This is a genomic window from Bacillus sp. FCW2, assembly GCF_021228595.1.
GTDB lineage: Bacteria > Bacillota > Bacilli > Bacillales > Bacillaceae > Bacillus > Bacillus velezensis.
The window spans coordinates 1,942,850-1,965,246 of the sequence record NZ_CP089436.1 but is presented as its reverse complement, the minus strand read 5'-3'; the positions used below and the strand labels follow the sequence as shown (position 1 = coordinate 1,965,246).

At 48.7% G+C, this 22,397-nt stretch carries 22 protein-coding genes; 21 read left to right on the top strand and 1 reads right to left on the bottom strand.

The annotated features are described in order from the left end of the window. Nucleotides 1-5: 5 nt before the first annotated feature. From cysC to K3G25_RS10010, 5 genes are all read left to right on the top strand, one after another. Nucleotides 6-599 carry an adenylyl-sulfate kinase gene (gene cysC, locus K3G25_RS10030; RefSeq protein ID WP_007611313.1) on the top strand — a complete coding sequence of 198 codons (594 nt, stop codon included), beginning with the start codon at nucleotides 6-8 and terminating at the stop codon, nucleotides 597-599. 124 nt (nucleotides 600-723) lie between these two features. After that, nucleotides 724-1,497, top strand: coding sequence for a uroporphyrinogen-III C-methyltransferase (gene cobA, locus K3G25_RS10025; protein ID WP_007409740.1), 774 nt, complete (start codon nucleotides 724-726; stop codon nucleotides 1,495-1,497). Beyond that, on the top strand, nucleotides 1,498-2,283 hold the full coding sequence (locus K3G25_RS10020; RefSeq protein WP_014417735.1) for a sirohydrochlorin chelatase: 786 nt from the start codon (nucleotides 1,498-1,500) through the stop codon (nucleotides 2,281-2,283). Then, the gene (locus K3G25_RS10015; protein WP_014417736.1) at nucleotides 2,264-2,752 is read left to right on the top strand and encodes a precorrin-2 dehydrogenase/sirohydrochlorin ferrochelatase family protein; all 489 of its coding nucleotides are present in this window, start codon (nucleotides 2,264-2,266) and stop codon (nucleotides 2,750-2,752) included. Before K3G25_RS10020 ends, K3G25_RS10015 begins: the two co-directional genes overlap by 20 nt. 93 nt (nucleotides 2,753-2,845) lie before the next feature. Beyond that, nucleotides 2,846-3,094 carry a hypothetical protein gene (locus K3G25_RS10010; protein ID WP_014417737.1) on the top strand — a complete coding sequence of 83 codons (249 nt, stop codon included), beginning with the start codon at nucleotides 2,846-2,848 and terminating at the stop codon, nucleotides 3,092-3,094. 81 nt (nucleotides 3,095-3,175) lie between these two features. Here K3G25_RS10010 and K3G25_RS10005 read toward each other — a convergent pair whose 3' ends face one another. Next, nucleotides 3,176-4,882 carry an Rqc2 family fibronectin-binding protein gene (locus K3G25_RS10005; protein WP_232489712.1) on the bottom strand — a complete coding sequence of 569 codons (1,707 nt, stop codon included), beginning with the start codon at nucleotides 4,880-4,882 and terminating at the stop codon, nucleotides 3,176-3,178. A gap of 119 nt (nucleotides 4,883-5,001) precedes the next feature. Here K3G25_RS10005 and K3G25_RS10000 point away from each other — a divergent pair, with 119 nt between their 5' ends. The 16 genes from K3G25_RS10000 (at nucleotide 5,002) to K3G25_RS09925 (ending at nucleotide 22,389) form a co-directional block, all read left to right on the top strand. After that, nucleotides 5,002-7,674, top strand: coding sequence for a calcium-translocating P-type ATPase, SERCA-type (locus tag K3G25_RS10000; protein ID WP_029973484.1), 2,673 nt, complete (start codon nucleotides 5,002-5,004; stop codon nucleotides 7,672-7,674). Nucleotides 7,675-7,755: 81 nt separating this feature from the next. Beyond that, nucleotides 7,756-8,631: a YicC/YloC family endoribonuclease gene (locus K3G25_RS09995; RefSeq protein ID WP_014417740.1), complete on the top strand. Its 876-nt coding sequence runs from the start codon at nucleotides 7,756-7,758 to the stop codon at nucleotides 8,629-8,631. 76 nt (nucleotides 8,632-8,707) lie between these two features. Next, nucleotides 8,708-8,977: an extracellular matrix/biofilm regulator RemA gene (remA, locus tag K3G25_RS09990; protein WP_003154355.1), complete on the top strand. Its 270-nt coding sequence runs from the start codon at nucleotides 8,708-8,710 to the stop codon at nucleotides 8,975-8,977. A gap of 7 nt (nucleotides 8,978-8,984) precedes the next feature. Then, nucleotides 8,985-9,599: a guanylate kinase gene (gene gmk / locus K3G25_RS09985; protein WP_003154347.1), complete on the top strand. Its 615-nt coding sequence runs from the start codon at nucleotides 8,985-8,987 to the stop codon at nucleotides 9,597-9,599. Nucleotides 9,600-9,602: 3 nt separating this feature from the next. Continuing rightward, complete coding sequence (gene rpoZ / locus K3G25_RS09980) at nucleotides 9,603-9,806, top strand: DNA-directed RNA polymerase subunit omega (RefSeq protein ID WP_003154346.1); 204 nt, start codon at nucleotides 9,603-9,605, stop codon at nucleotides 9,804-9,806. 90 nt (nucleotides 9,807-9,896) lie between these two features. Beyond that, nucleotides 9,897-11,117, top strand: a complete 1,221-nt coding sequence (coaBC, locus tag K3G25_RS09975) for a bifunctional phosphopantothenoylcysteine decarboxylase/phosphopantothenate--cysteine ligase CoaBC (protein WP_071181758.1) — start codon at nucleotides 9,897-9,899, stop codon at nucleotides 11,115-11,117. Next, nucleotides 11,114-13,525 (top strand): primosomal protein N', encoded by a 2,412-nt coding sequence (priA, locus tag K3G25_RS09970; RefSeq protein ID WP_232489711.1) that lies wholly within the window; start codon nucleotides 11,114-11,116, stop codon nucleotides 13,523-13,525. Before coaBC ends, priA begins: the two co-directional genes overlap by 4 nt. 24 nt (nucleotides 13,526-13,549) lie before the next feature. Beyond that, on the top strand, nucleotides 13,550-14,032 hold the full coding sequence (gene def, locus K3G25_RS09965) for a peptide deformylase (protein ID WP_014417743.1): 483 nt from the start codon (nucleotides 13,550-13,552) through the stop codon (nucleotides 14,030-14,032). Between the two features lie 4 nt (nucleotides 14,033-14,036). Next, nucleotides 14,037-14,990, top strand: a complete 954-nt coding sequence (gene fmt / locus K3G25_RS09960) for a methionyl-tRNA formyltransferase (RefSeq protein ID WP_094295744.1) — start codon at nucleotides 14,037-14,039, stop codon at nucleotides 14,988-14,990. Then, on the top strand, nucleotides 14,977-16,320 hold the full coding sequence (gene rsmB / locus K3G25_RS09955) for a 16S rRNA (cytosine(967)-C(5))-methyltransferase RsmB (protein WP_003154341.1): 1,344 nt from the start codon (nucleotides 14,977-14,979) through the stop codon (nucleotides 16,318-16,320). Before fmt ends, rsmB begins: the two co-directional genes overlap by 14 nt. Before the next feature lie 3 nt (nucleotides 16,321-16,323). Further along, entirely contained in the window at nucleotides 16,324-17,415 is a 1,092-nt protein-coding gene (rlmN, locus tag K3G25_RS09950; protein WP_014417746.1) for a dual-specificity RNA methyltransferase RlmN, read from the top strand. A gap of 5 nt (nucleotides 17,416-17,420) precedes the next feature. Next, complete coding sequence (locus K3G25_RS09945; protein WP_007409750.1) at nucleotides 17,421-18,182, top strand: Stp1/IreP family PP2C-type Ser/Thr phosphatase; 762 nt, start codon at nucleotides 17,421-17,423, stop codon at nucleotides 18,180-18,182. Then, a complete protein-coding gene (pknB, locus tag K3G25_RS09940) occupies nucleotides 18,176-20,119 on the top strand; it encodes a Stk1 family PASTA domain-containing Ser/Thr kinase (RefSeq protein ID WP_038461444.1) in 1,944 nt (647 codons plus the stop codon). Before K3G25_RS09945 ends, pknB begins: the two co-directional genes overlap by 7 nt. A gap of 14 nt (nucleotides 20,120-20,133) precedes the next feature. Beyond that, complete coding sequence (gene rsgA / locus K3G25_RS09935; protein ID WP_014417748.1) at nucleotides 20,134-21,024, top strand: ribosome small subunit-dependent GTPase A; 891 nt, start codon at nucleotides 20,134-20,136, stop codon at nucleotides 21,022-21,024. Between the two features lies 1 nt (nucleotide 21,025). Next, nucleotides 21,026-21,676 (top strand): ribulose-phosphate 3-epimerase, encoded by a 651-nt coding sequence (rpe, locus tag K3G25_RS09930; RefSeq protein ID WP_014417749.1) that lies wholly within the window; start codon nucleotides 21,026-21,028, stop codon nucleotides 21,674-21,676. Nucleotides 21,677-21,744: 68 nt separating this feature from the next. Next, nucleotides 21,745-22,389 carry a thiamine diphosphokinase gene (locus K3G25_RS09925; protein ID WP_014417750.1) on the top strand — a complete coding sequence of 215 codons (645 nt, stop codon included), beginning with the start codon at nucleotides 21,745-21,747 and terminating at the stop codon, nucleotides 22,387-22,389. The last annotated feature ends 8 nt before the right edge of the window (nucleotides 22,390-22,397 follow it).

Here is a 22,397-nt window from a genome sequence, read left to right as displayed (position 1 = left end):
ATAGAGTGACAAATCGTGATATCGTGTGGCATGAAGCCTCAATAACGAAAGAAGAATACCAGCAGAAAAACAAGCATAAAAGCTCTATCCTCTGGCTGACGGGCTTAAGCGGTTCAGGGAAATCCACGATTGCAAACGCCGCAGCGCGCGAGCTGTTTGAACAAGGCTATCAAGTCATCGTGCTTGATGGTGATAACATCCGCCACGGCTTAAACAAGGACTTAGGTTTTTCCGATGATGACCGCAAGGAAAATATACGCCGAATCGGGGAAGTGGCGAAGCTTTTCGTTCAGCAGGGAACCATCGTCATCACGGCTTTTATTTCTCCGTTCCGTGAGGACAGAGATCAGGTGAGAGAGCTTGTGGCAGAGGGCGAATTTAATGAAATCTATGTGAAATGCGACCTCGATATATGTGAAAAACGCGATCCGAAAGGTTTATATAAAAAAGCAAGAAATGGTGAAATTCCGTTCTTTACGGGGATCGACTCACCGTATGAAGAGCCGAAAGCGCCTGAGCTCGTACTTGATTCAGGCAAATGTGAACGCGAAGAATGCACCGGAAGACTGGTTGACTTTGTGAAAAACAGCTTAGCATAATAGGTCCAAAAAGGCCGCGCAATCAGCCGGATATCCCCCCTAATGGCGGGATATGGTAAAATAGCTGAAGTGCGGCCTCGCGGCTGTTCTGGGAAGATTTCAAAACGGATCGGGGAGACATGCTATGGGGAAAGTATTTATCGTTGGAGCCGGTCCGGGAGATCCGGACTTATTAACGGTCAAGGCAATGAAAGCCATACAGAAAGCGGACGTTATATTATATGACAGATTGGTAAGCAAAGAGATTTTACAGTATGCCGGAGAAGAAGCGGATCTGATTTACTGCGGCAAGCTCCCGGATTTTCACATTATGAAACAGGATACGATCAACCGTTTCCTTGTGAAGTATGCGAAAAAAGGAAAAACCGTTGTAAGGCTAAAGGGGGGCGACCCGTTTGTTTTCGGCCGCGGAGGCGAAGAAGCGGAGGCTCTCGCGCAAAACGCCATTCCGTTTGAGATCGTTCCCGGCATTACATCAGGAATCGCGGCTGCTGCTTATGCCGGCATTCCCGTGACGCACAGAGAGGCGAGCTCCAATGTCGCATTCGTTACGGGGCATTATAAACAAGAAGACGACTTTGAAGAAAAATGGAAAGCGCTGGCGACGGGTATTGATACGCTGGTGATTTATATGGGAATTAAAAATATCCGGCAGATTGAAAGAATGCTGCTGGAAAACGGCAGAGACGCCGGCACCCCGGCAGCCTTTATTCATTGGGGAACGACGGACAGGCAAAAAACAGTCGTCTGCACCGTCGGCACGCTTTCAGACACAGTGATAAAAGAAGAAATCAAAAACCCGAGCTTAATTGTTATCGGTGATGTCGTCAATTATCACTGCAAACTGGACTGGTATGCATCTGAACAGAAAAATCTGGATTTGAGCGAGGCGTTGTAAATGAAGCAGGCGATTTTATACATCGGGCACGGAAGCAGGCTGAAAAAAGCGCAGACAGAGTCGGCGGCGTTTTTAAAAGGGTGCATGCCGCACGCTGACGCTCCCATTCAGGAAATCTGTTTTTTAGAACTGCAGGAACCGTCTATTGAAGCGGGATTTGAAGCATGTGTCAGACAAGGCGCCACTCATATTGCGGCCGTGCCTTTGCTGCTGTTGACCGCTGCCCACGCAAAACATGACATTCCGGCTGAAATCGCCCGTGCGGCGGCCCTGCATCCCGATATAAAAGTGACATATGGTGTTCCGATCGGAGTGGACGATGAAGTTGTAAAAGCGGTGCATCATCGCATTGAAGATACCGGAGTGCCCATTGAGCAGGCGAAAGTGGTGCTGATCGGAAGAGGAAGCACAGATCCGGCAGTTAAAAACGCAGTCAGTAAGATTGCCGGAAAACTTGAGGCGATTACACCTGTTAAAGAAGTCATCCCTTGTTTTTTAACAGCATGTGACCCGCACTATAAAGAAGTGTTTGCCGGCCTTGAAGAGGATGACGGAGCACCCGTTTTTATCGTTCCATATCTTCTGTTTACCGGGCTTTTAATGACTGAGATTGAACGGGAAGTTCAAAAGCTTCAAACGATCAATCAAAATGTTCATCTCGCTTCATACTTAGGTTTTCACCCGCATATTAAGCAGGCGTTTTTGAACCGTGTGTCAGAAGCTGTTCGAAACCCCGGCGGCCAGTTTGATTTTAAGGGGGGACAGTATGCTGCCTCTGCACATTAATCTAAGCGGAAAAAGAATTATCATCGCGGGCGGAGGCAATGTTGCCTTAAGAAGGCTCAAAACGGTGCTTCCGGAAGGCGCGGATATTACTGTAATCAGTCCCGATGCCCTGCCTGAAATTAAACAGCTGGCGGATGAAGGACGTATTCGCTGGGTTTCCCGTAAAATTGAAATGAAGGATCTCGCGCCCGCTTTTTTCATCATTGCCGCGACAAATGACCGCAGCGTGAATCAGGAGATAGCCGCGACCGCTTCTGAAACGCAGCTGGTCAATTGTGTAAGCGAGGCTGAACAGGGCAGCGTGTATATGCCGAAGATCATCCGCAAAGGTCGCATTCAAGTATCCGTATCAACAAGCGGCGCAAGCCCGGCACATACGAAAAGACTGGCTGAGGACATAGAGCCTCTCATTACTGCTGATTTGGCTGAAGAAGTGGATCGTTTATTTGAGAAAAGAAGAAGATCATAAAAAACACCTTGTCTGTCATCAGGCAGGGTATTTTTTATACTGTCCTGACAGTCCCCGAATGTGAACAATTCAAAACGAAAGCGGGCAGTTTGAATGTTATATGCCGACAAGCGGTCAGGATTGCGAAGTGACGCGGAATATGTATCTGGTCCCGATGCCGCCTGGATTCCGCCCGCATATAAAGGAAAGGTCAGAGACCCGCCCGGATGTGCTCAGGTTCGGCGAGGGAAGGTGACAGTATCCGCCGCCAAATCAGGTGTGACCGTTTTAATCAGAGACGGCCCCGGCGGATCAGGCAGACATGACGGGAAACTGATCAGATACTGTAAAGATCGGTTCTGACGGCTGGGAGAGTTTCGTCACCGTTTATAAGTAATAAAAAACACCTCCAAGCTGAGTGCGGGTTTCAGCTTGGAGGTGCGTTTATTTTTTCAGCCGTATGACAAGGTCGGCATCAGGTGTGACAAATACGGTATGCTGGCTGTCATAGGTGACAAATCCGGGCTTTGCGCCGTTTGGCTTTTTCACGTGTCTGATTTTTGTATAATCAACGGGAACGGAGCCGGCATCTTTCGCCTTGGAAAAATAAGCGGCGATCGCAGCCGCCTCCAGTATGGATTGTTCATCCGGATCGCTGCTTTTAATCACAACGTGGGAACCCGGAATGTCTTTCGTGTGGAACCATAAATCATCCCTTGCGGCAGCTTTTGTCGTTAAGTATTCATTTTGTTTATTGTTTTTGCCGACAAGAATCGTCAATCCCCGTGAAGATTCATATTGCTCCAAAACAGGAACGTGCTGCTTCTGCTTTTTCTGTCCTCGCTGCTGTTTCGGTCGCAGATATTTGCCTTCCACAAGCTCTTCCCTTATTTCGTGAATATCCTTTGTGGAGGCGGAGGAGAGCTGCTGGATCAGCTGATCGAAATAAGCGATTTCCTCCTCGGCCAGACGGATCTGTTCTTTTACCACCTCGACGGAATTCTTCGCCTTTTGATACTTTGTAAAATACATCTGCGCGTTTTCTGACGGTGTTTTATTCGGATTTAAAGGGATGGTCACTGTTTTACTTTCTTCATCATAATAATTGATGACTTCCGCTTCTTTGTCACCTTTTTTCAGCATATACAAATTCGCCGTCAGCAGTTCGCCGTATAGCTGGAATTCCTTCGCGTTCTCTGAGTAGTCGAGCGTCTTTTCCAGCTTTTTTATCTTATTGGCGTTCTTTTTCCGTTCATTTGCGACAAACCGCTCGAGATCCTGAGCCTGCTGTTTGACGCGGTCGCGTTCCGCCTTGCCGAAATAAAACCGGTCCAACAGCTCACTCAGTGAGTGAAAGGTGCGCTCCTCTCCGTTTACATGTGTGAGAGACAGGAGATAAAAGTATTCCTTTCCGCCGGCTGTTGTAATGTTTGGTGTAAACCTGCAATCTTTCACGGCATGGAACATTTCAATCAGCGTCTTCGGCAGCGTTATTTTGTTAGCGAGACCCGCTCTGTGAACGGCTTCTTTTGCAAACAGCGGAGAAACACCGGAGAAATGTCTGACGATCTGCTGGTCAAGCCGTCCTTCCTGAAAACTGAGATAACGCAAAACGTCTTCTTCGTCCGCGGCGAGCGGCGAAATTTTTTCCTGAGCGGGAGGAAGCTTGTAATCATAGCCCGGCAGAACGGTCCGGTAGCTGTTCATCGACGGAGATAAATGTTTCAGCCCGTCGATGATGGCTCCTTCTCCGTCAGTCAGGATAATATTGCTGTGCCGCCCCATAATTTCAACATACAGCGTTCTTACGGTTTCGTCGCCGATTTCATTTCTGCTTTTTATGCGGAATATCATAATCCGGTCTAATCCGGCCTGTTCTATTTTCTCAATAAATCCGCCTTCTATATGCTTTCTGAGCAGCGTACAAAACATCGGCGGCTCGCTCGGATTTTCATAGGCCTGATTCGTCATGTGCACCCGTGAATAGCTCGGATGCGCCGATAATAATAATTTATGGTTTTTTCCGTTAGCGCGGATATGGAATATCACATCGTGCTTAAAAGGCTGATGGACTCTCGTGATCCGGCCTCCGGCAATCCGGCTGTTTAATTCATGTGTCATTCCGTATGTAAACATGCCATCAAAAGACATATAAAACACCCTTTCCTTCTTCCTGCATTCGATAATTATAGCATGAAAAGGGACGAGTCAGAATAAGCTTGTTTACAGAGTGACATCTCTAAAGCGAGGCAGGGGAGTGGACGAGAAGAATGAAGTTTCATGAAATGGGACAAACCGATTTGCTGAAAGCAACAAATACGTCCATTAAACAGGGGTTGACCGAAAAAGAGGTGAAAAAACGCCTTGAAAAGCACGGACCGAACGAGCTTCAGGAGGGCAAGAGGACACCGGCGATCGCCGTGTTTTTCGCCCAATTTAAAGATTTTATGGTGCTCGTGCTGCTGGCGGCAACCTTAATATCCGGGTTTTTAGGCGAATATGTAGATGCCGTAGCGATTATGGCGATTGTATTTGTCAATGGGGTTCTCGGTTTTTTTCAAGAGCGGCGGGCGGAAAAGTCTTTACACGCATTAAAAGAGCTGTCAACGCCGTATGTGTCAGCGTTGCGGGACGGGAGCTGGAAGAAAATTCAGTCCAAGGAGCTCGTTCCCGGCGATATCATGAAATTTTCAAGCGGCGACCGGATTGGCGCGGATGTGCGGATCGTTGAAGCGAAAAGCCTTGAAATTGAGGAATCGGCGCTGACCGGGGAATCAATTCCGGTGGTTAAACAAGCTGATAAACTGAGAAAGCCGGATGTTTCGTTAGGCGACATCAGCAATATGGCGTTTATGGGTACGATCGTAACGCGCGGCAGCGGTATCGGCGTCGTCGTCGGTACAGGAATGAATACGGCAATGGGGAAAATCGCCGATATGCTGGAATCCGCCGGCAGCCTTTCAACACCGCTGCAGCGAAGGCTTGAAGAGCTCGGCAAAATTTTAATTATAGTCGCGCTCCTTTTAACGGTATTGGTCGTTGCAGTCGGCGTCTTACAGGGACATGAGCTTTACAGCATGTTTTTGGCCGGGGTGTCATTGGCCGTCGCCGCGATTCCGGAAGGGCTTCCCGCCATTGTTACGGTGGCATTATCAATCGGCGTCCAGCGCATGATCAAACAAAAATCAATTGTCAGAAAGCTCCCGGCGGTTGAAACATTGGGCTGCGCCTCTGTCATTTGTTCTGATAAAACCGGCACGCTGACACAAAACAAAATGACCGTCACCCATATGTGGTCAGGGGGAAAAACATTTAAAGTGTCAGGCATCGGCTATGAGCCGGAGGGCGTTTTCACCCGAGATGAGCGGGAAATCAAGCTGAAAGATGAGAAGATTCTTGAACAGATGCTGGTTTTCGGCGCGTTGTGCAACACATCCGAAATCGCACTGAAAGACGGCCATTATGTACTCGACGGCGATCCGACAGAAGGAGCGCTGCTGACGGCTGCAAGAAAGGGCGGCTATTCAAACGATTGGCTCAGCGGGCAATACCGCGTGGTTGCCGAGTTTCCGTTTGACTCCGTCCGCAAAATGATGACCGTCATTGTAGAGGATAAGGAAAAAAAGCAGTTCGTCATCACTAAAGGAGCGCCCGATGTGCTGATTGACCGCTCGTCACATCTGATGTACGACGCAAGAAGCGCGCCATTTTCAGGAGAAAAGAAAGCAGAAACGGAAGCGGTTCTGAAAGAGCTGGCGTCGCAAGCTTTGCGTACGATCGCGATTGCTTATAAACCGCTTAAGCCCGGAGAAAAGCCGACAATGGAGCAGGCGGAAAAAAATCTGACGATGCTCGGCTTGTCAGGCATGATTGATCCGCCCCGTCCGGAGGTCAGACAGGCGATTAAAGAATGCCGTGAAGCCGGCATTAAAACGGTTATGATCACAGGGGATCACGTCGAAACGGCAAAGGCCATTGCAAAAGATTTGCGTCTTCTTCCGAAAAAGGGGCGTGTGATGGACGGCAAGACGCTGAATGAGCTTACGGAGAAAGAACTTATCGAAACGGTCGATGATGTCTACGTCTTCGCACGCGTGTCGCCTGAACATAAATTGAAAATCGTCAAAGCGTTCCAGGAAAACGGACACGTCGTCGCCATGACGGGAGACGGGGTTAATGACGCGCCGGCCATAAAGCAGGCAGATATCGGTGTTGCCATGGGCGTGACGGGAACCGATGTGGCAAAGGAAGCCTCTTCTCTCATTCTGGTAGATGATAACTTTGCTACGATTAAATCAGCCATAAAAGAGGGACGGAATATCTATGAAAATATAAGAAAATTCGTCCGGTATTTGCTCGCCTCCAACGTCGGTGAAATTTTAGTGATGCTGTTTGCGATGCTTCTCGCTCTGCCGCTGCCGCTCGTTCCGATTCAGATATTGTGGGTGAACTTAGTCACTGACGGGCTGCCGGCGATGGCCCTCGGTATGGATCAGCCGGAAGGAGATCTGATGAGGCGGAAGCCGCGGCATCCGAAAGAAGGAGTGTTTGCGCGAAAACTGGGCTGGAAAGTCGTATCAAGAGGGTTTTTAATCGGAGCCGCAACCATTTTAGCGTTTATCATCGTCTATCACCGCAATCCTGAAAATCTGCCCTACGCACAGACCGTTGCATTCGCGACTCTTGTCCTGGCTCAGCTTATACACGTGTTTGACTGCCGGAGCGAAACGTCTGTTTTCTCCCGGAATCCGTTTGAAAATATCTATCTGCTCGGCGCCATCATTTCTTCTATCTTCCTGATGGTCATCGTCATCTATTATCCGCCGCTGCAGCCGATTTTCAAAACAGTGCCGATTACGCCGGGCGATTGGATGCTGATTATCGGTATGTCGGGCATACCTACTTTTTTGCTGGCGGGTTCACTTTTGACAAGAAAAAAATAATTCCATATGATATAATCTTAGGGGTAATAGCATGTCTATTGCCCTTTTATTTTGATAACGGGAAAGAATTGGGTGTTTCATATGATACGGAGTATGACAGGCTTCGGCAGCGCAAGCAGCACAAAAGGCGATCTCTCGGCAACCGTTGAATTGAAATCCGTCAATTACCGGTTCAAAGAAGTGAACGCCCGCCTGCCACGGCCTTTGCTATATGTAGAGGATAAGCTGAAACAAACGATATTGCAGCATATACAGCGCGGAAGAGTAGAGCTGTTTCTCACTGTAAACAGTGACGCGCTCATAAAAAGAAGCCTGAACATCGATTGGGAGCTCCTTGATGAATATGTGAGCGCCGCACGCGTCATGAAAGAGCGCTACAGCCTGGCCGCAGAACCCGATGCAATGGATTTCTTTAAATTTGAACATATTGCGCAGATACACGAAGAACAGATGCGTGATGACAAGCTTGAAGAAGTCATCAGGGAAGCCGCTGAGCTGGCTGTAAAGGAACTTTGTGACATGAGGGAAAAAGAAGGACGGCTTTTGGCGGAAGACTGCTTTCTGCACATTGAGCGGCTTGAGACGCTGTCCGAACAGGTGAAAGAGCGCGCTTCGGCCGTTGTTATTCAATACCGCGAGCGTCTTTACGCCCGAATGAAGGAATGGACGGAGGACGCACTCGACGAAAGCAGGCTGATCACGGAATGCGCCATTTTCGCCGACCGTTCTGATATTACGGAAGAAATTACCAGATTGAAGAGCCATTTTGTTCAATTCCGTGATATATTAAAAGAAGGCGGGGCAGTCGGCCGCAAACTTGATTTCCTTGTTCAGGAGCTTAACCGGGAAGCGAACACGATCGGCTCAAAAGCCAATGATCATCAAATCACAAAGCTTGTCGTTGAAATGAAAAGTTCTATTGAAAAATTGAAGGAACAAGTGCAAAATATAGAATAGCGACTGTGCGTATTGTTTACAGACGGTCTCTTCAGGTTACACTAGAGACGTCTATTTTACAGGGGGAACGTAGAAGATGACGATTAAACTGATTAATATCGGATTTGGCAATATCATCTCCGCCAATCGGATGATTTCGATTGTCAGCCCGGAGTCTGCGCCAATAAAGCGAATGATCCAGGATGCAAGAGACCGCGGAATGCTAATAGACGCTACATACGGACGAAGAACCCGTGCAGTTGTCGTCATGGATAGTGATCACATTATCTTATCTGCCGTCCAGCCTGAGACAGTTGCACACAGACTTTCTGTGAAAGAAGAAATTATGGATGAAGGGCAGGGGTAATTGCCGCATGAAAGAAAGAGGGTTATTAATCGTTCTCTCAGGTCCCTCCGGAGTTGGAAAAGGAACGGTTCGGCAAGCAATATTTTCACAACAGGACACAAAATTTGAATACTCAATTTCAGTCACGACGAGAAACCCGAGAGAGGGCGAGGTCGACGGCGTCGATTATTTCTTTAAATCCAGAGATGAATTCGAACGCATGATTGAAAACAACAAACTGCTTGAGTGGGCGGAATATGTCGGCAACTATTACGGAACGCCCGTTGATTATGTCGAACAGACGCTTCAAGAAGGAAAAGACGTCTTCTTAGAGATTGAAGTGCAGGGCGCGCTCCAAGTGCGGAATGCATTTCCGGAAGGCCTGTTTATCTTCTTAGCGCCGCCGAGTCTTTCTGAACTGAAAAACAGAATCGTGACAAGAGGGACTGAAACCGACGATTTAATCGAAAACAGAATGAATGCCGCAAAAGCTGAAATCGAAATGATGGACGCGTATGATTATGTCGTTGAAAACGACGATATCCAAACGGCTTGCGATAAGATTAACGCAATCGTTCTCGCCGAGCACTTAAAACGTGAACGCGTCGCTCCGAGATATAAGAAAATGCTGGAGGTAGAATAACTTATGTTAGATCCGTCAATTGACTCTTTAATGAATAAATTAGATTCTAAATATACGCTGGTGACCGTGTCTGCAAGACGCGCGCGTGAAATGCAGATCAAAAAAGACCAGCAGATTGAACATACCATTTCTCACAAATATGTAGGCAAAGCTTTAGAAGAAATTGACGCGGGCCTGCTTTCGTTTGAAAGAGAAGACAGCGAATAACAAGCACACGTAGCAACCTATCTCTACATAGGTTGTTATTTTTTTCCGTTTGGGATTTGTCCAATGCTTTCATAAAGGGGAGAAGACTTCATGAAAAACCGAAACATTTTGCTATGCGTAAGCGGAGGAATTGCCGTTTATAAAGCTTCCGCACTCACGAGCAAGCTGGTTCAGGCCGGCGCAAACGTCAAAGTGATTATGACTGAGTCCGCGCGTGAGTTTGTTTCTCCGCTGACATTTCAGGCGCTGAGCCGGAATGAAGTGTATACAGATACATTTAATGAACAAAATCCGAAGGTGATTTCTCATATTGATGCCGCTGACTGGGCGGATTTAATTATTGTCGCGCCCGCTACGGCAAATATCATCGGCAAGCTTGCCAACGGAATTGCTGACGATATGCTCACAACGACGGTGCTGGCGGCTGAGGCCCCGGTCTGGGTGGCGCCTGCGATGAATGTCCATATGTATGATCATCCGGCGGTGAAACGGAACATCTCTGTGCTTTATCACGACGGGGTCCGCTTTATCGAGCCGAGTGAAGGCTATTTGGCATGCGGATATGTCGGCAAAGGAAGGCTGGAGGAGCCGGAGCTTATTGTTGAGCGTGTCAGAGAGCATTTTAAGGAGCCTGAAGACGATGCGCCGCTGAAAGGAAAACATATTGTCATTACGGCCGGTCCGACGCGCGAAGCCGTGGACCCTGTCCGCTTCTTCACAAATAAATCCACCGGCAAAATGGGCTACGCCGCTGCTGAAGCCGCCGTCCGTCTCGGGGCGCGGGTGACGCTGATTTCAGGCCCGGTGTCAATAGAGCCGCCAGTCGGGCTGTATCAGTTTCTTCCTGTGCAATCGGCAGCCGATATGAGAGAAGCCGTGCTTTCTGTGTTTGATTCATGCGACATGGTGATTAAGACGGCGGCCGTGGCCGATTTTACGCCGGCGGCTGTTTCTGATCACAAAATGAAGAAGAAAGACGGTTCGCTCGTGATCGAATTCAACCGTACGGCAGACATACTGAAAGAACTCGGCGAACGGAAGACACACCAGCTGCTGGTCGGATTTGCGGCTGAAACGCAAGACGTCGAACGCTATGCGCGCAGAAAACTCGAACAGAAAAACCTTGATATGATCGTTGCGAATGATGTGAAAGCGGAAGGGGCCGGATTTGGCACGGATACGAATGTCGTCACCTTCTATTTCCGGGACGGAAGAAAACGGGAGCTTGCGCTTATGTCTAAACTTGACGTTTCCTTTGAAATGCTGAAGGAAATGACCGCTTTGAAAGCCGAGGACCGAAAACCGGTATGAATGTAGCAGAAGTCATTGTCGATGTCAGCTCCAAAAACATTGACAGACCCTTTGATTACAAAATTCCCGATCATTTAAAAGGGATGATCGAAGTCGGCATGCGGGTGATTGTCCCGTTTGGCCCGCGCAAGCTTCAAGGATTTGTGACCGGTTTGAAAGATTCGTCTGAATTAAACGGCGGCTCAATGAAGGAAGTCGAGAAGCTTCTTGATTTGACGCCCGTTCTGACTGAGGAACTGATGCAGCTGTCTTCATGGCTTTCTGACAAAACGCTGTCGTTTAAAATTACGGCGCTTCAGGCAATGCTGCCCGCCGCACTGAAGGCGAAGTACGAGAAAGAGCTGAAAGTCGTTGACGAAGAAGCGCTGACACCGGACATCAAACAGCTTTTCAGGAATCAAAGAAGTCTTCTGTACTCGGATATTACCGATGAAAGCATTCTTTCGTCACTTCAGAAATTCGTGCGCAAAGGAAGCATTGATGTCACATATAAAGTCGCCCAAAAAACGAATAAAAAAATGATCCGCATGATCGAAGCGGGGGCAGACAAAGAAGAACTCGCCCGGCACGCAGATTCATTGACAAAGCAGGCTTCTAAACAGCTCGCCGTGCTTACTTATTTTATCGGCGGGGGAGCAAAGATTTCCGCGGCCGAGCTTTGCAAAAAGACCGATTCCAGTTCCGCGACGCTGAAAACGCTTCTTAAAAAGGGGCTTCTTACGGAAAGCTTTGAGGAGGTTTACCGCGATCCCTATCAGGACAGAATGTTCAAAAAAACAGAGCCGCTCTCTCTTACAGAAGAGCAGCGGGCTGCTTTTGAGCCGATTAAACAAGCCGTAGCCGACCATGTCCATCACGTCTTTCTGCTTCACGGCGTCACTGGAAGCGGCAAAACGGAAATTTACCTGCAATCCATTGAAAAAGTGCTGGCAAAAGGACAAGAAGCCATCGTGCTCGTTCCGGAAATCTCGTTGACACCGCAAATGGTCAACCGTTTTAAAGGCCGCTTCGGCTCGCAGGTTGCGGTCATGCACAGCGGATTATCCACAGGTGAAAAATACGATGAATGGCGGAAGATTCAGCGCAAGGAAGTCCGGCTTGTCGTCGGAGCCAGATCGGCCATCTTTGCCCCGTTTGAAAATCTCGGCATGATCATTATTGATGAAGAGCACGAATCTTCCTATAAGCAGGAGGAAATGCCGCGGTATCATGCAAAGGACGTAGCCATCCGCCGGGCCGAGCATCACAGCTGTCCGGTCGTCCTCGGGAGCGCCACGCCGACATTAGAGTCATTTGCGCGGGCGAAAAAAGGTGTTTATGAGCTGCTTCCGTTAAAACATCGCGTAAATCGCCAGCTCATGCCTGACGTTTCTCTCGTTGATATGAGAGAAGAACTGAGAAACGGCAACAGATCAATGTTTTCAAGAGAGCTGATGGAACAGCTGGAAGAGAAGCTTGCAAAAAAAGAGCAGGCCGTCCTTTTCCTGAATAAACGGGGGTATTCCTCGTTTGTGATGTGCCGGGACTGCGGTTATGTGCCGCAATGTCCGCATTGCGACATTTCAATGACTTATCACCGCTACGGACAAAGGCTGAAATGCCATTACTGCGGCCATGAGGAACCTGTCCCGGGAACATGCCCGGAATGCGGCAGCGAACATATCCGCTTTTTCGGCACGGGCACGCAGCGTGTGGAGGAGGAGCTTACCAAAGTGCTGCCTCAGGCGCGCGTGATCAGGATGGATGTGGACACCACTTCAAGAAAAGGCGCCCATGAAAAACTGTTGTCAGCGTTCGGTGAAGGGAAGGCGGATATCCTGCTCGGTACGCAAATGATCGCAAAAGGGCTTGATTTTCCGAACGTGACGCTCGTCGGAGTATTAAGCGCAGATACGACGCTTCACATCCCTGATTTCAGGGCTGCGGAGAAGACATTCCAGCTGCTGACGCAGGTAAGCGGACGGGCCGGGCGGCATGAAAAGCCGGGAACGGTGGTCATTCAAACGTATACACCGTCTCATTACAGCATTCAGCTGACGAAAACGCACGACTATGAAACTTTTTTTCAGCAGGAAATGGCGCACAGACGGGCCCAGTCATACCCGCCTTATTATTACGTGGCGCTGGTGACCGTTTCTCATGAAGAAGCGGCAAAAGCCGCGGTCACCGCAGAAAAGATTACAAACTATTTAAGAGCGGGATGCGGGCCTGATACGAAAATTCTCGGGCCGGCGGCTTCCCCGATCGCCAGGATCAAAGATAGATATCGCTATCAATGCGTGATAAAATACAGACAGGAAAACGAGTTGCAGATTCAGTTGAAAAAGATACTGGAGCACTATAAACGCGACATTGCGCAAAAGCATGTAATGATTTCAATCGATATGAATCCGTACATGCTGATGTAACATTAGTTTTTGGAGGGCAAAATTTTGGCTGTGAAAAAAATCGTCACACACCCGGCGGAGGTTCTGGAAACACCTGCCGAAGAAGTGACAGTGTTTGATAAAAAATTAAAAAAACTGCTTGATGATATGTACGATACGATGCTCGAAATGGATGGCGTCGGCCTCGCCGCGCCGCAAATCGGCATTTTAAAAAGAGCGGCCGTCGTGGACATCGGTGAAGAAAGCGGCCGGATCGACCTTGTAAATCCGGTTATTCTTGAAAAGAGCGGTGAACAGACCGGAGTCGAGGGCTGCTTAAGCTTTCCCGGGGTTTACGGCGATGTCACCCGCCCGGATTACGTAAAGGTAAAAGCCTATGACCGTAAAGGAAAACCGTTTATTTTAGAAGCGGAGGGTTTTTTGGCCAGAGCCGTTCAGCATGAAATGGATCATTTAGACGGCATTTTATTCACATCAAAAATTACGGCTTACTACACTGAAGAAGAACTGGCAGAAATGGAAGGATGATTGGATGACAAGGATCGTTTTTATGGGAACGCCCGACTTTTCAGTTCCCGTCCTGCGCACGCTTATTGAAGACGGATATGAAGTGGTTGGTGTCGTTACGCAGCCTGACCGCCCGAAAGGCAGAAAAAAAATCATGACGCCCCCTCCTGTAAAGGCTGAAGCTGAACGTCACGGCATTCCCGTGCTTCAGCCCGAAAAAGTAAGGCTCGAAGAAGAAATAGAAAAAGTGCTCAGCCTGAAGCCGGACCTGATTGTTACGGCGGCATTCGGACAGATCCTCCCCAAGCAGCTGCTGGACGGCCCGAAATACGGCTGTATCAACGTACACGCGTCACTATTGCCTGAATTAAGAGGCGGAGCGCCGATACATTATTCGATTCTCCAAGGCAAGAAGAAAACGGGCGTGACGATCATGTATATGGTTGAAAAGCTTGATGCGGGCGATATGATTTCTAAAATCGAAGTGGAAATTGATGAAACGGATAACGTCGGCACGCTTCACGACAAATTAAGCATAGCGGGGGCAAAGCTTTTGTCAGAGACCGTTCCGAACGTCATTTCCGGGAATATTAAACCGATCAAACAGGACGAATCAAAAGCGACTTACGCGCCTAACATTAAGCGTGAGCAGGAGCTGATTGATTGGGCAAAGCCCGGAGAAGAGATTTACAACCAGATCAGAGGTTTAAACCCTTGGCCTGTCGCCTATACAACTTTGAACGGTCAAAATATTAAAGTATGGGCTTCTGAAAAAGTTGCGGCAAAAACTGAAGCTGCGCCCGGAACAGTCATCCGCACGGAGCAAAACGGCATTGTCGTCGCATCAGGAAACAGCACCGCCCTTTTAATCACAGAGCTGCAGCCGGCGGGAAAAAAACGGATGAAGGGCGAAGATTTTGTAAGGGGCAAAAATGTGCAGCCCGGTGACGTGTTAGGAGAAGCAAATGAAAAAAATTAATGTCCGGGAGCTCGCCCTCGAAGCGCTTGAGAAGCTTGAGCAAAATCAGGCATACAGCAACCTGCTTCTTACATCGGTTATCAAAACGAATACGCTCAGCGATCAGGACAGAGGACTGCTGACAGAGCTTGTCTACGGAACGCTGCAAAATAAAATCGCCTTAGACTATATGCTGAAGCCTTTTATCCGCAAGCCGAATAAGGTGAAGCCGTGGGTGATTCAGCTGCTTCGTCTGTCCGCGTATCAAATGGAGTATTTAGAAAAAATTCCGGATCGCGCCGCCATCCATGAAGCGGTTGAAATCGCCAAAAAACGCGGGCATAAGGGCATTGCGTCCTTTGTCAACGGCATCCTCCGCTCCCTGCAGCGTGAGGGGGCGCCGTCATTCGCTGAAATTGAAGACCCGGTTCTCCGTCTTTCCACAGAGACAAGCCATCCCGAATGGCTCGTAAAAGAGTGGGTCGAGGCGTACGGCTTTGAGGCGGCTGAAAAGATCTGCCGGATTCATCTCATTCCGCCGAAGCAGACGCTCCGTGTCAATCACATAAAGAGCGACAGGGAAACGGTGCTGAATGAGATGGAGAATGCCGGTCTGGAAGCAGAAGCCGGAGACCTTTCTCCTGATGCGATTAAGCTTTTAAAAGGAAGCATCGCGAACACGGCATTTTTCCAAAACGGCCGGGTATCCATACAGGATGAAAGCTCAATGCTTGTCGCGCGGGCGCTGGACCCGAAGCCGGGCGAAACCGTTTTAGACGCATGCGCCGCACCGGGCGGAAAGTCGGCTCACATTGCGGAACTGATGGAGAACGAGGGGAGCCTCACATCGCTTGATCTTCACCGCCATAAAGTGAAGCTGATTAAAGAGGGCGCAGAACGGCTCGGACTTACGATCATCGACGCACAAACGATGGATGCGCGAAAAGCGGGAGAGGCCTTTGGCGCAGAACGGTTTGACCGTATTCTCGTTGATGCCCCTTGCTCAGGTTTCGGCGTCATCAGAAGAAAACCCGATATGAAATATACGAAGACGCCGGAGGACAGCAGACGGCTGTCAGAAATCCAGCTCGGCATTTTAAGGGAAATCGCCCCATTAGTAAAAAAAGGTGGCACACTCGTATACAGTACGTGTACAATGGACCGGACAGAAAATGAAGAAGTTATGCATGCGTTTATACAAGAACACCCTGAGTTTGAACCCGATTTGTCTCTTGAAAAGCGGCTGCCTGAAAAGGCGAGACCCTTTGTTCAGGATGGAAGCCTTCAAATTCTTCCGCATTATTTCGGAACAGACGGTTTCTTTATTAGCAGCATGAGAAAGAAGGGATAAAAAATGACACAATTAAAAAAGACAAGCGTACGGAAAGAGCTGCGGACTGAGCAGCCGTCCATTTACTCTTTTGAATTAGATGAAATCAAACAATGGCTGACTGAGAATGGCGAAAAGCCGTTCCGCGCGGCACAGATTTTTGAATGGCTCTATGAAAAGCGGGTTTCTTCATTTGATGAAATGACAAACCTCTCAAAAAGCCTGCGTGAAAAACTCGAGAGCCATTTTGTGCTGACAACGCTGAAAACGGCTGTAAAACAGACATCTCAAGACGGCACGATGAAATTTTTATTTGAGCTTCATGACGGTTATACGATCGAAACGGTTTTAATGAGACACGAGTATGGTAATTCTGTATGTGTAACGACACAGGTCGGCTGCCGGATCGGCTGCACATTTTGCGCGTCAACGCTCGGCGGACTGAAACGGAATCTTGAAGCGGGAGAAATCGTCGCTCAAGTCGTGAAAGTGCAAAAGGCGCTTGATGAAACGGATGAACGCGTCAGCTCAGTCGTGATCATGGGAATCGGAGAGCCGTTTGATAATTTCAATGAAATGCTCGCTTTCTTGAAAATCATTAACCACGATAAAGGGCTGAACATCGGAGCGCGTCATATCACAGTTTCCACCAGCGGAATCATTCCGAAGATTTACGATTTCGCCGATCAAAAAATGCAGATCAATTTCGCGATTTCTCTGCATGCTCCGAATACGGAAATCAGAAGCCGTCTGATGCCGATTAACAAAGCCTATAAGCTTCCTGACCTTATGGAGGCCGTCAAATATTACATCGAGAAAACAGGCAGACGGATCAGCTTTGAATACGGGCTGTTCGGCGGCGTAAATGATCAGGTCGAACATGCAGAAGAGCTTGCAGAACTGTTAAAAGACGTGAAATGCCATGTCAATTTAATTCCGGTAAACTATGTGCCTGAACGGGATTACGTCCGCACACCGAGAGATCAGATTTTCGCATTCGAAAAAACGTTAAAATCCCGCGGTGTAAATGTCACGATCAGAAGAGAGCAAGGCCATGACATTGACGCGGCCTGCGGTCAGCTTCGCGCGAAGGAGCGTCAAGACGAGACGAGGTGAAGAGGTTGATTACAGCCTTGAAAACAGATACAGGTAAAGTCCGCCGGCATAATGAAGATGCGGCGGGCATTTTCACAAAAGAAGACGCGGTGCTTGCGGTTGTCGCCGACGGCATGGGCGGTCATCTTGCCGGAGATGTAGCGAGCAGGATGGCGGTTGCGGCGATGGAAGAGCAGTGGAACCGGACCGAAACGGTTCCTTCTCTGCCGTCTGCTTGCGAGGATTGGCTGAAAGACCGGATTCATGAGGCGAATGTCAAAGTACATGACCACGCTAAAGCGAATGAAGAATGCCGGGGAATGGGCACCACCGTTGTTTGCGCCTTATTCACCGGGAAGTTTGTCACTGTGGCTCATATCGGTGACAGCCGGTGCTACCTGCTTCAAGAGGGGGAATTCACTCAGCTGACTGAGGACCATTCGCTTGTGAATGAGCTGGTCAAGACGGGGGAAATTTCGAAAGAGGACGCCGAGCACCATCCGCGGAAAAATGTATTGACGAGAGCGCTGGGGACAGATGAAACCATCAGTCCCGACGCCCGTTCTTTTGAACTGTCTGACGGCGATCAGCTGCTTTTATGCTCTGACGGACTGTCAAATAAAATAGAAGATCACGAGATCAAACAAATGCTTCAAGCCGAATCTGATCCTCAGGAAAAAGTAGACCTTCTCATCAGCAAAGCGAATCAAAACGGCGGCGAAGATAACATCACGGCTGTGTTGATTGAGTTTTCCGCAGATGCAAAAGAGGGTGAAGACAAGTGCTAACCGGCAAGCGGATCAGCGGGCGTTATCATATCCTCCGGCCCATTGGCGGCGGCGGAATGGCAAACGTTTTTTTAGCTGAGGACATCATTCTCGAACGTGAAGTCGCAATTAAAATTCTGCGGTTTGACTTTGTGAATGACATTGATTTTATCAGGCGTTTCAGAAGAGAAGCACAGTCGGCATCAAGCCTCGATCATCCGAATATCGTCAGTATTTACGATATCGGGGAGGAAGGCGATATTTATTACATTGTCATGGAATATGTGGAAGGCATGACATTAAAGGAATACATAACCGCACACGGGCCGCTTCATCCGAAAGAAGCGCTGTCCGTTATGGAGCAGATCGTCTCGGCCATCGCCCATGCCCATCAAAACCATATCGTGCACCGGGATATTAAACCGCACAATATATTGATAGATCATTTAGGGCATATCAAGGTGACGGATTTCGGCATCGCCACAGCGCTTACGTCTACGACAATCACACATACGAATTCTGTGCTGGGCTCGGTTCATTATTTGTCTCCGGAGCAGGCGAGAGGCGGTCTTGCAACGAAAAAATCAGATATTTACGCGCTCGGCATCGTGCTGTTTGAGCTTTTAACAGGTAAAATTCCTTTTGACGGAGAATCAGCCGTCAGCATAGCGCTAAAGCATCTGCAAACAGAAACGCCTTCCGCCAGAAAGTGGAACCCTTCCATTCCGCAGAGCGTCGAAAACATTATTTTAAAGGCAACCGCCAAAGACCCGTTTCACCGCTATGAAAGCGCCGAGGACATGGAAGCGGACATCAGAACGGCTTTTGACGCCGGCAGGCTGAATGAACAAAAATTTTCCGTTCAGGATGATGAGGAAATGACAAAAGCCATTCCCGTTATTACTGACGGCGCAAAAGCCGCGCCTCAGGCGGAAACGCCGGGGGAGACGGACGATAAGGAACAGCAGCCCGCCAAAAAGAAAAAACGGAAATGGCCGTGGGTTTTGCTGTCCGTCTGTTTCATTTTCATTATGGCGGCTGTTCTTGCGGTCACCGTGTTCCCGTCTTTGTTTATGCCTAAAGATGTAAGCGTCCCCGACGTACGGGGCATGAAGTACGAAAAAGCGGAAGCACTGCTTGAAAAGAACGGGCTCCGGGCGGATCCTGATATAACGGACATTGAAGATGACAAAATAGAAGAGGAATTAATGGTCAAAACGGACCCAAAAGCGGGGTCTACCGTTAAAGAAGGCTCTTCTGTAAAACTGTACAAAAGCATCGGAAAACCGAAAACCCAGCTGATCGACGTGAAAGGGCGGCAGATCGGCGACGCAAAAAAAGCGCTGAAGGAAAAAGGCTTCAAACATGTCAATGTCAAAGAAGAGAACGATGACAGCGAGGCCGGCACCGTAATTGATCAGGACCCGTCAGCCGGCACCGACATGGTCGCAAGCGACGATGAAGTCAATCTAACGGTCAGCCTCGGCCCGGCGGACGTTACGCTGAGGGACTTAAAGACTTACAGCAAGGAAGCGGCTTCAGGGTATCTTGAAGATAACGGCCTGCAGCTTGTTGAAAAACAAGCCCATTCAGATGACGTGCCAAAAGGACAAGTCATGAAGCAAGAGCCGGCAGCCGGCACTGCGGTTAAGCCGGGAAGTAATGTTGAAGTGACGTTCTCGCTCGGACCTGAAGAAAAACCGGCGAAAACGGTAAAAGAAAAAATCAGCATTCCTTACGAACCCGAACATGAAGGGGACGAGCTTGAAGTGCAAATCGCCATCGATGATAAGGACCACAGCATCTCTGATACGTATGACTCATTTAAAATAAAAGAGCCGACTGAAAAAACAATTGAACTGAAGATTGATCAGGGACAGAAGGGGTATTACCAAGTGATGGTCGATCATAAAGTCGTCAGCTACAAAACGATTGAATACCCGAAAGATAATGACTGACAAGGAGGGACCCTATGCCTGAGGGCAAAATTATAAAAGCGTTAAGCGGATTCTATTATGTCTTGGATGAATCACAGGACAAGATCATTCAATGCAGGGGCCGGGGCATTTTCAGAAAAAATAAAATAACGCCCCTGGTCGGCGATTATGCCGTTTATCAGGCTGAAAATGATAAAGAAGGCTACCTGCTGGAAATCAAAGAACGAACAAACGAGCTGATCAGGCCGCCGATTTCAAATGTCGATCAGGCCGTTCTCGTCTTTTCTGCCGTTCAGCCTGCGTTCAGCACGTCTTTATTGGACCGTTTTCTCGTCCTTGTGGAAGCCAACGGCATTCACCCGATCATCTGCATAACCAAAATGGATTTAGCTGCAGACGGGGAATCGAAAGAGGCGATACTTTCTTACGTGAAAGACTATCAGGGGATCGGTTATGACGTATATGTGACGTCATCAAAAGAAAACAGCGGTTTAACAGGCATTGTGAAACACTTCGAGAACAAAACGACGGTGTTTGCCGGTCAGTCCGGAGTCGGAAAATCTTCGCTTTTAAATGCGATCAGCCCGGAGCTTGAGCTGAAAACAAACGAGATTTCCGCGCATTTGGGACGCGGAAAACATACGACGCGCCATGTGGAGCTCATTCATACATCAGGCGGTCTGGTGGCGGATACTCCGGGGTTCAGTTCGCTTGAATTTACCGGCATTGAGGAAGATGAGCTGGGCAGCACGTTCCCTGAGATCAGAGAAATAAGCGCCTCTTGCAAATTCAGAGGCTGTCTGCATCTTAAGGAGCCGAAATGCGCGGTAAAGCAAGCGGTGGAAGAAGGAGAGATTCAGCCGTACCGCTATGAGCATTACAAAGAATTTATGCAGGAAATAAAAGAGAGAAAGCCGAGGTATTAATATGATTAAGGTTGCGCCATCAATTCTTTCCGCCGATTTTGCTTCACTGGGCGAGGAAATTAAAGACGTGGAAAAAGGAGGGGCGGACTATATCCATATTGATGTCATGGATGGCCATTTCGTCCCTAACATTACAATCGGGCCGCTTATCGTTGAAGCCGTCCGTCCGGTGACTGATCTGCCGCTGGATGTCCATCTTATGATTGAAAACCCGGACCGCTACATACCGGCATTCGCAAAAGCCGGCGCGGACATCCTTTCCGTTCATGCTGAAGCGTGTCCGCATCTTCACCGGACCATTCAATTGATAAAAGAGCAGGGGGTAAAAGCGGGAGTTGTGCTCAATCCGCATACGCCCGTCCAAATGATTGAACATGTGATCGAGGAACTTGACCTTGTGCTGTTAATGACGGTTAACCCCGGTTTTGGCGGCCAGCGCTTCATTCATTCGGTTCTGCCGAAAATCCGTCAGGTCAAACAGCTGGCTGAGGAGAAAGGCCTGTCTGAGCTTTTAATCGAGGTGGACGGAGGCGTTAATAAAGAAACAGCCCCTTTATGCGCTGAAGCGGGCGCCAATCTGCTTGTTGCCGGGTCTGCCGTATATAATCAGCCGGATCGGAAAAAAGCCATCGCTGACATCCGAAACGCGTAATAAACATGCTGAAAAAGAGCCCGGTGAAAGCCGCCGGCTCTTTTCGCGTCTAAGAGAGAGGAAAACATATGAAGACAATCAATATCGTTGCGGGCGGCCCGCGGGAACTTATTCCCGATCTATCCGAATACACAGACGGAGATACGACGTGGGTCGGAGTCGATAAAGGGACGGTTTCTCTTTTGGAAGCCGGAATCATTCCGCAGGAAGCTTTCGGTGATTTTGACAGCATTACGGAAGAGGAGCTCATGCAGATTCAAAAAGCGGCGCCGGCCCTCCATGTGTATCAGGCGGAAAAAGATTATACCGATCTTGAACTCGCCCTTGACTGGGCTTTACAAAAAGAACCGGAAACCATTCGGATGTTCGGTGTGACGGGCGGAAGAGCCGATCACTTTTTAGGGAACATCCAGCTGCTGTATAAAGCCTTACATAAGAATACCGATGTCGAGCTGATCGACCGGCAGAATGACATTCAGATGTTCGGGCCCGGCCGTTATACAATTGAAGAAAAAGCGCGCAGACGCTATATTTCTTTCATTCCATTTACGGAAGCGGCAGACGGCCTGACACTCGACGGTTTTAAATATCCCCTTGATAATTGTCATATTCCTCTGGGTTCCACACTATGTATTAGTAACGAACTCATTCATTCACGAGGTACTTTTTCGTTTGCAAAAGGCATATTAATAATGGTAAGGAGCGCGGATTAAAAAGCGGC